The 12,995-nt window shown below is 55.1% G+C and carries 17 protein-coding genes; 15 read left to right on the top strand and 2 right to left on the bottom strand.

What is annotated here, in order from left to right:
* Positions 1-35 precede the first annotated feature (35 nt).
* The 6 genes from JXR15_RS01260 (at position 36) to rplP (ending at position 3,436) form a co-directional block, all read left to right on the top strand.
* The gene (locus tag JXR15_RS01260; protein ID WP_422051436.1) at positions 36-443 is read left to right on the top strand and encodes a nuclear transport factor 2 family protein; all 408 of its coding nucleotides are present in this window, start codon (positions 36-38) and stop codon (positions 441-443) included.
* A gap of 350 nt (positions 444-793) precedes the next feature.
* Complete coding sequence (rplB, locus tag JXR15_RS01255) at positions 794-1,636, top strand: 50S ribosomal protein L2 (RefSeq protein ID WP_299423809.1); 843 nt, start codon at positions 794-796, stop codon at positions 1,634-1,636.
* Positions 1,637-1,639: 3 nt separating this feature from the next.
* The gene (gene rpsS, locus JXR15_RS01250) at positions 1,640-1,918 is read left to right on the top strand and encodes a 30S ribosomal protein S19 (protein WP_422051435.1); all 279 of its coding nucleotides are present in this window, start codon (positions 1,640-1,642) and stop codon (positions 1,916-1,918) included.
* 3 nt (positions 1,919-1,921) lie between these two features.
* Positions 1,922-2,302, top strand: a complete 381-nt coding sequence (rplV, locus tag JXR15_RS01245; protein ID WP_164644442.1) for a 50S ribosomal protein L22 — start codon at positions 1,922-1,924, stop codon at positions 2,300-2,302.
* A complete protein-coding gene (gene rpsC / locus JXR15_RS01240; RefSeq protein ID WP_283425766.1) occupies positions 2,302-3,009 on the top strand; it encodes a 30S ribosomal protein S3 in 708 nt (235 codons plus the stop codon). Before rplV ends, rpsC begins: the two co-directional genes overlap by 1 nt.
* A gap of 13 nt (positions 3,010-3,022) precedes the next feature.
* Positions 3,023-3,436 carry a 50S ribosomal protein L16 gene (gene rplP / locus JXR15_RS01235; RefSeq protein ID WP_164644444.1) on the top strand — a complete coding sequence of 138 codons (414 nt, stop codon included), beginning with the start codon at positions 3,023-3,025 and terminating at the stop codon, positions 3,434-3,436.
* A 232-nt stretch (positions 3,437-3,668) separates the two neighbouring features.
* On the opposite strand, the gene JXR15_RS01230 is transcribed toward rplP, so the two are convergent.
* The gene (locus JXR15_RS01230) at positions 3,669-5,834 is read right to left on the bottom strand and encodes a methyl-accepting chemotaxis protein (RefSeq protein ID WP_422051434.1); all 2,166 of its coding nucleotides are present in this window, start codon (positions 5,832-5,834) and stop codon (positions 3,669-3,671) included.
* A gap of 202 nt (positions 5,835-6,036) precedes the next feature.
* Here JXR15_RS01230 and JXR15_RS01225 point away from each other — a divergent pair, with 202 nt between their 5' ends.
* The 5 genes from JXR15_RS01225 to JXR15_RS01205 all read left to right on the top strand — a co-directional run bounded on the left by JXR15_RS01225 (position 6,037) and on the right by JXR15_RS01205 (position 10,595).
* Positions 6,037-6,657, top strand: a complete 621-nt coding sequence (locus JXR15_RS01225; protein ID WP_422051433.1) for a 2OG-Fe(II) oxygenase family protein — start codon at positions 6,037-6,039, stop codon at positions 6,655-6,657.
* 296 nt (positions 6,658-6,953) lie between these two features.
* Positions 6,954-8,537, top strand: coding sequence for a BCCT family transporter (locus JXR15_RS01220; protein WP_422051432.1), 1,584 nt, complete (start codon positions 6,954-6,956; stop codon positions 8,535-8,537).
* Between the two features lie 187 nt (positions 8,538-8,724).
* Positions 8,725-8,970 carry a hypothetical protein gene (locus JXR15_RS01215; protein ID WP_422051431.1) on the top strand — a complete coding sequence of 82 codons (246 nt, stop codon included), beginning with the start codon at positions 8,725-8,727 and terminating at the stop codon, positions 8,968-8,970.
* Between the two features lie 274 nt (positions 8,971-9,244).
* Positions 9,245-9,490, top strand: coding sequence for a hypothetical protein (locus tag JXR15_RS01210; protein ID WP_422051430.1), 246 nt, complete (start codon positions 9,245-9,247; stop codon positions 9,488-9,490).
* 97 nt (positions 9,491-9,587) lie between these two features.
* Positions 9,588-10,595 (top strand): AraC family transcriptional regulator ligand-binding domain-containing protein, encoded by a 1,008-nt coding sequence (locus tag JXR15_RS01205; RefSeq protein WP_422051429.1) that lies wholly within the window; start codon positions 9,588-9,590, stop codon positions 10,593-10,595.
* Here JXR15_RS01205 and JXR15_RS01200 read toward each other — a convergent pair.
* Complete coding sequence (locus tag JXR15_RS01200) at positions 10,592-11,218, bottom strand: LysE family translocator (RefSeq protein ID WP_422051428.1); 627 nt, start codon at positions 11,216-11,218, stop codon at positions 10,592-10,594. The genes JXR15_RS01205 and JXR15_RS01200 overlap by 4 nt on opposite strands.
* A gap of 161 nt (positions 11,219-11,379) precedes the next feature.
* On the opposite strand from JXR15_RS01200, the gene JXR15_RS01195 reads away from it, so the two are divergent.
* The 4 genes from JXR15_RS01195 to rplN all read left to right on the top strand — a co-directional run bounded on the left by JXR15_RS01195 (position 11,380) and on the right by rplN (position 12,995).
* Positions 11,380-11,922, top strand: a complete 543-nt coding sequence (locus JXR15_RS01195) for a hypothetical protein (protein WP_422051427.1) — start codon at positions 11,380-11,382, stop codon at positions 11,920-11,922.
* A gap of 160 nt (positions 11,923-12,082) precedes the next feature.
* Positions 12,083-12,283, top strand: a complete 201-nt coding sequence (gene rpmC, locus JXR15_RS01190; RefSeq protein ID WP_422051426.1) for a 50S ribosomal protein L29 — start codon at positions 12,083-12,085, stop codon at positions 12,281-12,283.
* Between the two features lie 14 nt (positions 12,284-12,297).
* Positions 12,298-12,528 (top strand): 30S ribosomal protein S17, encoded by a 231-nt coding sequence (gene rpsQ / locus JXR15_RS01185; RefSeq protein WP_073253018.1) that lies wholly within the window; start codon positions 12,298-12,300, stop codon positions 12,526-12,528.
* A 98-nt stretch (positions 12,529-12,626) separates the two neighbouring features.
* Complete coding sequence (rplN, locus tag JXR15_RS01180; protein ID WP_294116156.1) at positions 12,627-12,995, top strand: 50S ribosomal protein L14; 369 nt, start codon at positions 12,627-12,629, stop codon at positions 12,993-12,995.

Here is a 12,995-nt window from a genome sequence, read left to right as displayed (position 1 = left end):
TGGCGGCGGCTTCGCGACGTCTGTTGCAGGGAAATATGACTTTCGATGACAAACAGATGAACGCACAAACGGATTTGTTTACGGCCGTGCAAACCTACTTTGATGGGTTGTTTTATTGCGTCAAAGAGAAGCTCGACAGGGTATTCCATCCGGCAGCAAGTTTGTTTGATGTGGAGAAGGTGGAGACTTTTGCGGAACCGATTGCGTGCTTCAACGCCGACGTGGGGGCTAATGCGGCTAACTCTCCACATACTCTGGGACATCAGATGGATGCCGAGATCTTGATGGTGGATTGCTTGTCGCCAAAAAGCGCTTTGGTCAAAATCCGCTTCCGTGCGCGGCGCAATGTATATCAGGATCACCTGTCGATGCTAAAAGGCGAGAGTTGCTGGCAGATCGTGGCAAAGGTCTGGATGCTGGAGAAGGTGGTGGAGGAGATTTGAGCGGCAAGCTTGGCAAGTGTCAAATTGCTCTCCCGCAGAGTAGTAAAGGCGAGCGGTGCTTGCGTAGATGAGGCTTCTCGCCTGTTCAGCGCTTGCTTTTGATTTGTGCCGGTCAATCGAACCATGTAAAAACAAGCCCTCCTATAGACACTGTCCCCCATCCCCGCTATATCGCGCAAGTCGTGTGGCCTCAGATTCGTTCTGGGGCTGCTCACATTTGAGAGTCGGGCACCTACGGGGGCCTATAACCTTGGCACCTTAGTAGTTGGGTTTGTGTTCAAAACCAGCGAGCGGGGGCCTTCATCTACGCAGAGAGCACGCTCTTTGCATGCACACGGAAGACAGAAAGCATGGCACTTAAGTCGTATAAGCCGACGACGCCGGGCCAACGTGGGTTGGTGCTGATCGACCGTTCGGAACTTTGGAAAGGACGCCCTGTCAAAGCCCTCACTGAGGGTCTGACAAAGTCGGGCGGCCGGAACAACACCGGACGGATCACATCGCGTCGCCGCGGTGGTGGGGCAAAACGCCTCTACCGGATCGTTGATTTCAAACGCAACAAATTTGATGTCGCAGCAACCGTTGAACGGATCGAATATGACCCGAACCGGACTGCGTTCATCGCACTCGTAAAATATGAAGACGGCGAGCAGGCCTACATCCTTGCCCCACAGCGTTTGGCTGTTGGCGATCAGGTTGTGGCGTCCGCGAAAGCTGACATCAAGCCGGGCAACGCAATGCCGTTCTCTGGCATGCCAATCGGTACGATCATTCACAACATCGAGCTGAAACCAGGCAAAGGCGGCCAGATCGCCCGTGCAGCTGGTACTTACGCTCAGTTTGTTGGTCGTGACGGTGGCTACGCTCAGATTCGCCTGTCCTCTGGCGAACTGCGCCTCGTGCGTCAGGAATGCATGGCCACCGTTGGTGCTGTGTCCAACCCTGACAACTCCAACCAGAACTTCGGTAAAGCCGGCCGTATGCGCCACAAAGGCAAACGTCCGTCCGTTCGTGGTGTGGTTATGAACCCGATCGATCACCCGCACGGTGGTGGTGAAGGTCGTACCTCCGGTGGTCGTCACCCAGTGACACCATGGGGTAAGCCGACCAAAGGTGCACGTACCCGCAACAAAAACAAAGCGTCGCAAAAGCTTATTATCCGCTCGCGTCACGCCAAGAAGAAGGGACGTTAATCTATGTCTCGCTCTGTATGGAAAGGTCCTTTCGTCGATGCTTACGTGCTTAAAAAAGCCGAAGCAGTACGCGACTCCGGCCGCAATGAAGTGATCAAAATCTGGTCCCGTCGTTCCACCATCCTGCCCCAGTTCGTGGGTCTGACTTTTGGTGTGTACAACGGCAAGAAACACATCCCTGTTAACGTCACTGAAGACATGATTGGTCAGAAGTTTGGTGAATATTCGCCAACTCGCACCTATTACGGTCACGCAGCTGACAAAAAAGCGAAACGGAAGTAAGTCATGGGCAAGGTAAAGAACCCCCGCCGCGTGGCTGAAAACGAAGCAATGGCGAAAACTCGCATGCTTCGCACCAGCCCGCAGAAATTGAACCTGGTAGCCGGCATGATCCGCGGCAAGAAAGTTGAGAAGGCTCTGACCGACCTGACTTTCTCCAACAAGCGGATCGCTCAGGACGTGAAGAAATGCCTTCAGTCCGCAATTGCCAACGCTGAGAACAACCACAATCTGGACGTCGACAGCCTCGTTGTTGCCGAAGCCTATGTGGGTAAGAACCTGACGCTGAAACGTGGTCGCCCTCGCGCCCGTGGTCGTTTCGGCAAGATCATCAAGCCGTTCTCGGAACTCACTATCAAGGTGCGTCAGATTGAGGAGCAAGCCTAATGGGTAACAAAGTCAATCCAATTGGCATGCGCCTTCAGGTGAACCGCACCTGGGACAGCCGCTGGTACGCGGACACCAAAGATTTTGGCGATCTTCTTCTGGAAGATATCAAAATCCGTGAGTTCATCAAAACCGAGTGCAAACAAGCCGGTATCGCACGTGTGATCATCGAGCGCCCTCACAAGAAGTGCCGTGTGACTGTTCACACTGCGCGTCCGGGCGTGATCATCGGCAAAAAAGGCGCGGACATCGAGACCCTTCGCAAGAAGATCGCCGAGATGACCGACTCCGAGCTGCACCTCAACATCGTTGAAGTGCGTAAGCCGGAACTCGACGCAACACTGGTTGGCGAGTCCATCGCTCAGCAGCTGGAGCGCCGTGTGTCTTTCCGTCGCGCAATGAAGCGTGCCGTTCAGAACGCAATGCGTATGGGCGCCCTGGGTATCCGGGTGAACGTAGCGGGCCGTCTGGGTGGTGCCGAGATCGCACGTACCGAATGGTATCGTGAAGGTCGCGTGCCATTGCACACACTGCGTGCCGACATCGATTACGCACACGTGGAAGCCACGACCGCTTACGGGATCATTGGTATCAAAACCTGGATCTTCAAAGGCGAGATCATGGAACATGATCCACAGGCACGTGATCGTCGCGCTCAAGAAGTCCAGGATGGCCCAGCACCTCGCGGTGCAGGCGGTCGTCGCTAAGGGAGACTGATCAATGCTTCAGCCAAAGCGTACTAAATTCCGCAAGATGCACAAAGGCCGCATCAAGGGTCTGGCGAAGGGTGGTTCCACCCTGAACTTCGGCTCCTTCGGCCTGAAGGCAACCACACCGGAGCGTGTGACTGCTCGCCAGATCGAGGCAGCCCGTCGCGCAATGACCCGTCACATGAAACGTCAAGGTCGTGTTTGGATCCGTATCTTCCCAGACACTCCTGTGACCTCGAAGCCAACCGAAGTCCGTATGGGTAAAGGTAAAGGCTCCGTGGACTACTGGGCGTGTAAAGTGAAACCAGGTCGCGTGATGTTCGAAATCGACGGTGTTGACGAAGACATCGCGCGTGAGGCTCTGCGCCTTGCCGCGATGAAACTTCCGGTCAAAACCCGCGTCGTCGTTCGCGAAGACTGGTAAGGAGGTGAGGGGCTTGCCCCTCAGTCCTGACAAAATTGACCCTCCGCCGGGACACTGGCGGAGGGTTTTCTTTTGTGCGCAGTGTTGTGATGCCTGTTGAGCCACGATCATGAGATTGGTCTAGGACGCCAAACAGAGATTCCCATCTTGGAAGGTTTCTTCGGGACCGTGGCCACAAAAAAAGCCCCGCCAGAACCGGCGGGGCTTTTTGTCGTGAGTTGAGGTAAAGGGCTTAGGCCGCGTCCCACTCGTCGTCGAGGTCGTCCTCAGCGGTGCGGGCGGCGGCTTCGCCTTTGAGCGTGAAGCCATCCACTGCACGGACCAGGTTCTCGGCTTCGCCACGCAGGACCTGACCAGAGGCAGCGGTCTCTTCGAGCATAGCGGCGCTCTTCTGGCTGTCGCTGTCGAGGTTTTCGACGGCCGCACTGACCTCTTTCAAGCCGGTGGATTGGTCCACAGCATTCTCCGCAATTTCACGGACCTTGCCCACAACTTGCTCAACCGCTTGCATAATCTCACCAAGCGAGTTGCCGGTTTCGTCCATGAGGTCCACACCGTTGGCAACTTCTGTTTGCGAGCTGGAAATCAACGTGTTGATTTCATGGGCCGCCTCAGAAGACCGTTGTGCAAGGGCCCGCACTTCGGAGGCCACAACCGCGAAGCCTCGGCCCGCGTCGCCAGCGCGTGCTGCTTCCACGCCGGCGTTCAGGGCCAGCAAGTTGGTTTGGAAGGCCACATCTTCGATCAGGCCGCTGATCTGAGAAATCGCATCGGAGCTTTCTTTGATCTTTTGAATCGCGGCCACTGTTTGATCGGCCACTTCCCGGGTCGACTCCGCCTTCTTCTGGGCGTTGTTGACGTGTGTGCGGGCTTCTTGTGCGCTTTGGGCCGTATGGTTGACGGTTTGCGCAACGGTCTGCAGAGAAGAAGAGGTTTCTTCCAGAGAGGCTGCGGAGATTTCTCCACGACGGGACGCGTCATCCACAGAAGAGGAGATCTCTTGAGAGGTGTGGTTCAAAACCTGGCTGGAGGCGGACAGCTGGCGTACCATGCCATCTAGGCTGTCTGTCAGGTGGGTAATGGTGTCCGAAATGTCCTTGAACACCCCTTTCTGACCTTGCGGCATTTCATGGGTCAGGTCGCCGGTCGCGAGGGTTTCGAGGGCCTCTTGAACGTCGCCCAGACCTTTCTGTGCCACCTCACCAATGGTATTCACCCCTTGACCAAGGTCTTTGAACACGCCTTCTGAACCCGCTGTGTCGATCCGGCGAGAGAAGTCCCCCTCACCACAGGCCTCAATCACTTTGGTGATTTCACGGGTCATGTGGACTTTGGTTTCCTCTTGTTTGCGGAAATCACCGACCGCCTCGGAAATGGCTGACAACTCGCGAATACCGGATTTGGGCATTTCTTTGGAGAAGTCTTCACTCATCATGTCCTTAAGCACTGCATCAATACGCTTGAGCGGACGAGAGATGCCACGTGCTAAGAAGAGGGCAAAGATTGCAAACAGTCCAGCGCCAATGATCGCGGCCCATTGGGAGCTTGCCTGGGCTTTTTGGCTGACCAGTTCGGATTGCGCCAATACGTCTTCAAGTGCAGCGGTAGTGTCACCAAGGATCGCGTCCATAAAGGGCGAGGCGTTGGAGTAGTTTGCCGAAACGTTCTTACGTTCCTCACGCTCCTTGAGAGTTTCGGTCACCAAGGAATCAAAAGCAACTCGGTAGGCCTCCATGACCGGGAGAATGGCTTCGCGTTGTTCGGCGCTGTCATAAAAGAAGACAGGGAACCCTTCAAATTCTGCAAGGCGTGCGTTTACTTCATCTTGCCACTTTGGATCGCCGGAGATGATGAAGTCTTTCTCGTGCAGGCGCATTGTCAGCACGTTGACCTTCAGCACTGGTATGGCAACGTCTTTAAGACTTTCGTTGACGGTGTTGGCAGCTTCTCCGAGTTGCGCGCGCAGGCCTTGACCTTCATTCAAACCGAGACGCTTGTTGCCGTTCACAACAGCTGCAAAGCTGGCCTCATAGGCATCTGTGAACTCGATCAATCGCGGTAAGTTTTTGGCCGTAGCTTCCAATGTGTTCACCGAAGGCAACACTTCTTCCAAAGTGGTGAGGTGTACGCGCAGTCGCTCCATGGTCGCGGCATGGCGGCCCACATATTTTTCGTCTAATCGGAGCAAGAAGTCTTTTTCGTTCCGTCGCGCCATCAGAAATTCAATCTTCAGGTTTTCAACGGCGATGGTGGCTTCCTCGATGAGTGCGACACGTTTTTGCATGTCATCGCGCATTTTATGAGAGTATAGCGATATCCCGGCCAAACCGCCCATGACGCCAATGGCCATAACGATGATTGAGACGATCGCGAATGATACTGTAATCTTACGTTTCATGGTTTTCCTGCTCCTGGACAGGCGGATTGCGAGTGTGACAATGAGATGTAGCAAGCAGGTGTTAATAGAGTGTGGCCTTAAAAATCGGGGGTTTAGCCCAAAAAATAGGCGATTCTTTTTGCCAATGTTTCAAGGGGATTAAGCGAAGGTTTCTACCGAAGCGTGTCTCGAGGAAAAAAACTAGCTACGACAAGGAACTGATATGTCGACCATCGAATCTCTCTTTGTGACCCGCTTGTACCGGGCGCGTTTGTCTGAATTTGGCGCGCCTGTGGATGCAGGGGAGCTGGAGACATCCTGTTTTTCGATTGCCGGAGATGATGAGGCGGGGCAGGAGTGGTGTGAGGCGAATGCCTACCCGGGTTATACGTCTTATGCCTCTTTGACGGATCTGCCGTGGCGGTTCCCGATTTTCGCGGATGTGGTCGCGTCTCTGGATCAGCATGTGGCGGCTTTTGCCAAAGATTTGGAATTCGACCTCGATGGTAAGTCTTTGAAACTAGAAGACTTGTGGATCAATATCCTTCCAGAAGGGGGCATGCATGCAAGTCATATCCATCCGCATTCGGTGATCAGCGGAACCACCTATGTGTCGATGCCAGACGGCGCGAGTGCCTTGAAGCTGGAGGATCCGCGCTCGGGGCGGATGATGGCCTCGCCAGTGAGAACCAAAGATGCGCGGCGGGATTTGCAACCGTTTATCTATATGAAGCCAGAGGTTGGCGACGTGCTGTTGTGGGAGAGCTGGCTGCGCCATGAGGTGCCAATGAACATGTCCGAAGACGAACGGGTGAGCGTCAGTTTCAACTATATTTGGGAATAGGTGTTGCGCCGTTAACCTGCCAAAAAGCCACGTCGGTATTGTGTCGGTATCACGGCTGTATCACGGAGGTGCGGGATTTTTCGGGTCTCCAAATGTAAAGCCGGCGCACGCAGCCGTTGCCATTTACCCAGTTGCCTTGCCCAGGCGCTGAGGTGTGAAAAGGCGGTTGCGTGCAGGTTTTGCGGTGGGAGTTTCAAGCAGCGGCGGCGAAAACTTCCTTTAGGGCGTCGTATTTCTCCGGTTTGCAAGGGCGGAATTGGCGAGGCTTTCTTCATGACATGGAAAGGGAGGGACCTATGTCTGAAGAAACCGACTATGAAGTTGGCCAAGACAATGTGCAATTTCTTGGATTGGATATACACAATCCGGTTTTTGCGATCTCAGGCCTGACAATCGTTGCCTTTGTGTTTTTCTCATTGGTGTTTCAGGAACAAGCGGCCGAGTTTTTCGGTTGGCTCCGACCTGCGCTGACGAGCAATTTTGACTGGGTCTTTATGATCGCCTGCAACCTGTTTGTGGTGTTTTCGCTGTTTCTGGTGATTTCGCCCTATGGCAAGATCCGCTTGGGCGGCGAAGATGCGAAGCCAGACTACAGCTATGCCGGATGGATCGCGATGTTGTTTGCCGCGGGCATGGGCATTGGCCTTGTGTTCTGGGGCGTGGCGGAACCAATCTCGCACTATGGATCGTCGCTGGGTGGCACTGCCGTTGGAGAAAACGGGTTACGGACGGATTGGGCACCTTTGGGAGCTGCAGAAGGTGATGTGGCTGGTGCGCGTGATCTGGCCATGGCGGCCACGATTTTCCACTGGGGACTGCACCCTTGGGCCATCTACGCAGTTGTTGCTTTGGCTTTGGCCTTCTTTAGCTTCAATCGCGGTCTGCCACTGACCATGCGCAGTGTGTTCTACCCGCTACTAGGGGAACGTACTTGGGGGCCTGCAGGTCACATCATCGATATCCTCGCTGTGTTTGCCACGATCTTTGGACTCGCGACATCTCTCGGTTTGGGAGCAAGTCAGGCTCTGGCCGGTTTGAACTATCTGTTTGGCGTGCCGGTCAGTGATGGCATGAAAGTTTTGCTGATCGTTTTGATCACCGGGTTTGCTTTGGTGTCTGTTGTGGCGGGGCTTGAGAAAGGTGTGAAGCGTCTGTCTGAAGCCAACATGATCCTTGCAGCGGCGCTACTTGTGCTTGTCCTTCTGGTTGGTCCAACCATTGCCATCATCGCGGCGTTCTTTAACGGGATGACGGACTATGTTGCTAATCTTCCGGCACTCTCAAACTGGGTGGGACGTGAGGACACCAATTTCATGCAAGGCTGGACAGCCTTCTATTGGGCGTGGTGGATCAGCTGGTCGCCTTTTGTCGGCATGTTTATTGCGCGGATTTCACGTGGGCGCACCATTCGGGAATTCATCATATGTGTTCTGATCATCCCAACGGTGGTTGGCGCGCTTTGGATGAGTGTCTTTGGTGGCGCAGCGTTGGAGCAGGTGACCGGCGGTACGGCACAGGCGCTTCAGGACGCCGCGCTTGAGCTAAAAATGTTCAAGATGTTCGAAGGCTTTCCGATGACCGGGTTGTTGTCCTTCATTGGCATCATTCTGGTGGTGGTCTTCTTTGTGACCAGCTCGGACTCCGGCTCCTTGGTAATTGATACGATCACGGCTGGCGGCAAGACCGATGCACCTACGGCGCAGCGGGTGTTCTGGTGTGTGTTGGAGGGGGCCATTGCCATTGTACTCCTGCTCGGCGGCGGGCTAGGCGCGTTGCAAGCAGCGGCGATCGCGACAGGCTTCCCTTTTGCGATTGTGCTGATGTTGATGTGTGTCTCTGTCATGATTGGTCTGGTTCGAGAGCGCAAACGCACGCAGTAAGCTTGAGATCAATAAGGACTGCAAAAGCCGCCCCTTTGGGCGGCTTTTGTTTTTCACATCGAGAACTTTGCGGGTGTCCCAAATTCAAATGCGACCTTCCCAAATTCCAATGCTGCGTCCCAATGTCGGCCCCATATCCCTTTCATCGAAGGAACACAGAAAACCCCAACTGAAAGGAACTACCCCCATGTTCACCAAATTTGCTTCTGCCGCCGTTGTTGTTGCTCTTACCGCGCCTTTGGCTTTTGCCTACCCTGTGACCTCGGCTCCTGGCCCAACCGAGCCAGTAATGACCGAGAGCTATGAGTTGGCTGGCACGGTTGGCATGGACCGCCGACAGGATCGTCGCGGCGATCGGCAGGACTGCCGTCAAGGTGAAGGAATTGTGGGTGCCGACAAGCGGGACTGCAAACAGGACAACCGTAACGGCTAAGCCATTCTGCACCATTTAAGATGCAAGAGCCTCGACCCAACAGGGTGGAGGCTTTTTGCCGTCAAAGGGACTTCTAAATAGGAGGGGCGCTCTGGTGCAGGCGAACCGCTGAAATGTATCCGCTGCGGACTAATTGAGGTTGTTAGACACAAACTGAGGAATGTCCCAAGTTCTAATGCTTTCTTCCCAAATTCTAACGCTGCTACGTGAGATGCACCCCATATCCCTTTCATCAAAGGAACACAGAAAACCTCAAATGAAAGGAACCACCCCCATGTTCACCAAATTTGCTTCCGCCGCCGTTGTTGTTGCTCTCACTGCGCCTTTGGCTTTTGCCTACCCTGTGACCTCGGCTCCTGGCCCGAGCGAGCCGGTGATGACCGAGAGCTATGAGGTGGCGGGCACGGTTGGGATGGACAATCGGGAAGATCGCCGCGACACGCGTCAGGACTGCCGGCAGGGCGAAGGTGTTGTTGGTAACGACAAGCGGGATTGTAAACAGGACAGCCGCAACGGCTGATCTCTTTCCTTCAAACCATGTAAGAGCCTCGCCCCACCCGGGCGGGGCTTTTGTTATTGGGGCTTCCCCAAGAAGACGCACACGCTAGAGTAGCTGAATGAAGCAAGTGCGCAGTGTGAGATTTGGCTACGTCAGTGAGACGTTACAGCGCAAGCTGGGCGTACAGGCGGGTGAGCGGTTGCTGCGCAAGGTTGGGCGCTATCCCGGGGCCAAGCAACTGGTCACGGTGAAGCAGGAGGCGGCCTTGATCCGGGCGGCGTGTTTGGAGACGCAAGATCCCACGCTGGGCGCGCAGGTGGGCATTGGCTATCGCGATGCGCCGACGCTGTCTGCTTATTTGGCGGCCAGTTCGAAGACCCTGCGGGCGGCTGTGGAAAATGCCGCTAAGTTTTACCGTCTGGCAGACCCGACAACGCGGATTGAGCTGCGCCAGATCGCGGACGGCGAGGCATTGGAGGTTGTGTCGTTGGAGGCTGATTTGCAGGCCAACGCGCGGTTTAAGGAGTTTCTGGTGTTTGGCGTGTTGGCGCGCATTCAGAGCATCACGCGGCGGAACACGCGGCCGACGCGGGTGGTGTTCAAACATGCGGCGCTTGGCGACGTGCGGGCGTATGAGCGGATTGCGGGCTGTCCGGTGCAGTTTGGCGGCGGGTTTAATGGGCTGCGGTTTGCGCATGGCGTGCCGGATGTGCCGCTGGAGACACATGACCCGGATTTGGTGACCCATCTGACGCGGTTGGCGGAGGCGCAGCTGCGTGATCTGGATGCGGATGAAGGGCGCCTATGGGACAAGGTGGAGCGTATGTTGGTGCAGGCGTTGCCGGAACGGTTTTTGACGGCGGACGAGGTGGCAGCGCAGTTGGGCATTACGCGCCGTACGTTGACACGGCGGCTTGGTGCAGAAGGGGGCAGCTATCGCGACCTGTGCAATGGCCTGCGATTTCGTTTGGCCAAAGCACATCTGCGGGATGGGCGGTCAGTTACGGAGACTACGTTTTTGCTGGCCTATAAAGATCAGGCCAGCTTTTCGACTGCGTTTAAGGGCTGGAATGGTGAAGCGCCCAGTGCCTTTGTGGCTGGACTGGACGCCTCTCAGAGCACTTAGCGCTCAGCGGTGACCAGTTTCACGGCCAAGGCGATGAAGACCACGCCTGCGAGGCGGTTGAGCCAGATTTGCGCAGTGGGGGAGTTTTTCAGCCAGTCACCCAGCCAACCTGCCGCCAGTGCGACGGAGCCGAACACCAGCAGTGTGGCGATGATCATCAGGAAGCCGAGTTGATAGAACTGCAGCACCAGCGGGCCGTTGGCCGGATCGACAAACTGCGGCAGGAAGGCGAGGAAGAAGATTGTGACCTTGGGGTTGGCGATGTTCATGATCAGGCCGCGGGTGTATTGCTTGGCTGACGTCTCTGGCGCAGGGGCGTCCCCGTCCAGATTGGATTTGGCAGCGGTGAAGGACTTATACGCCAAATACGCCAGATAGGCCGCGCCAATGTATTTCAACGCGGCGAAGGCGACTTGCGAGGTCTGAAAAATCACAGCGACGCCAAGTGCGACGGCGGTAGTGTGGAAGATCAGCCCACTGGCAAGGCCCAGTGTCACGGTGAGACCTGCAACGCGGCCATGCAGTGCCGATTGGGTCAGCACAAAGATATTGTCCGGCCCAGGGACCAGCGCCAAGGCAATGGCCGCGCCCATAAACAGGATCGCTACGTCGACAGGTATCATAGTCACTCCTCCCAGAGTGTGCGCTTTGGCAGTAAGGCTGAGCGCGGTGGTTGGGTAGGTGTAGGGGAGTTGGGGGTAGGAGGGAAGTGCGGGATTGGCTACGCCATTCCTGTTGGTTTAGAGCTTGCCGCGTGTGAAGTGAAAAAAGTCAGGAACAACGAATGCAGGGCTTTCAAATAGCGTGTGGTGTCACACTGGCTATGTTTGCACAAGCGGCCTATGCCTTGGATCGTCCTTCTGTAGCTGTTCGGTTATTTGAGGACGTCTGTTTGCCGATTGTTTCTGGCGTTCTCCCAGCTGCAGTATCTTCAACGGATGGTCAAAAGCAGTTCTCTGATGGTGACCATACATCCACAAGATGGTTTTGGTCCCATCTCCCATCAGGTTTTTCTGTCGAAGTGCTCGATTATCTGGATGGGCGTTTGCGCTGTGAGATAACGGACAAGTCCAACGAAATGTCAAAATCGGAACGCGAGACGTTCGAAAAGCAGGTGTCCGAGTGGATGGCTAATAAAATGCCAATGCTTGCGCATGAGACACCGGAGCCACTTGAGAGTTTTGAGTATTTTGAAACGTGGATGGACCCGCGCTTTGGTAAGAACGACCAGCGCAGGTGGGGGGCGCTTCATTGGCGGTTTAATGGGGAGTTTGGTCATACGACATCGCTGATCTTAGCGTACACTCGAGAGCGACCAACATCGTAGCCTCACCTTTCCCTTGCCATCCCTGCGACTCCCCCGTATAGAGCGCCATCTCATGGATTCCGTGTATGCGGGATTCGTGTGTTTTGTATTTGTCCATCAGGCAAAAGGGTCACCCCGCACATACTCGGGCGCCCTCTGATGTATGAGAAAGGAAAAGGCGATGAACGCCAACGAACTGCGTGAAAAAACGCCGGATCAGCTCCGTGAGGAACTGGCCAATCTTAAGAAAGAATCGTTCAACCTTCGTTTCCAAGCGGCCACCGGCCAACTGGAAAACGCGGCCAAGATCCGTGAAGCGCGTCGCAACGCTGCACGTGTGAAGACCATTCTGAACGAAAAAGCCAAAGCGGCAGCAGAGTAAGAGGAGCCTTAAAGATGCCCAAACGTATCCTGACTGGCACCGTTACTTCGGACGCCAACGCACAAACAGTAACCGTGTCCGTAGAGCGTCGCTTTACTCACCCGGTTCTGAAGAAAACCATCCGTAAGTCCAAAAAGTACCGGGCTCACGATGAACAGAACGCTTTCAAGGTCGGCGATCAAGTACGCATCATCGAATGCGCGCCGAAATCGAAAACGAAACGCTGGGAAGTTCTGGAAGCCTAAGAGTCTCGTAAGAGACTCCTGGCGACTAGACTTAACAGTCAGTCGAAACCCTGGGGGATACACCACGCATCGGTGCCCCATAGGTCGGGAGAAACCACATGATCCAGATGCAAACCAACCTGGATGTTGCTGACAACTCCGGCGCTCGCCGAGTTCAGTGCATCAAGGTTCTGGGTGGTTCCAAGCGTAAATACGCATCCGTAGGCGACATCATTGTTGTCTCGGTTAAGGAAGCCATTCCACGCGGTCGCGTTAAAAAAGGTGATGTCCGTAAGGCCGTCGTCGTGCGCACCGCTAAAGAAGTCCGTCGTGAAGATGGCACTGCAATCCGCTTTGACCGGAACGCAGCTGTAATCCTGAACAACTCCAATGAGCCAGTGGGTACACGTATCTTTGGCCCAGTTGTTCGTGAGCTTCGCGCAAAAGGCATGATGAAAATCGTCTCGCTCGCGCCGGAGGTGCTGTAA

This window comes from Shimia sp., from assembly GCF_049116215.1.
In the GTDB taxonomy this organism is placed as follows: Bacteria; Pseudomonadota; Alphaproteobacteria; order Rhodobacterales; family Rhodobacteraceae; genus Shimia.
Note: the sequence above shows the minus strand (reverse complement) of the source record. Positions and strands in the feature narration are given on the sequence as shown.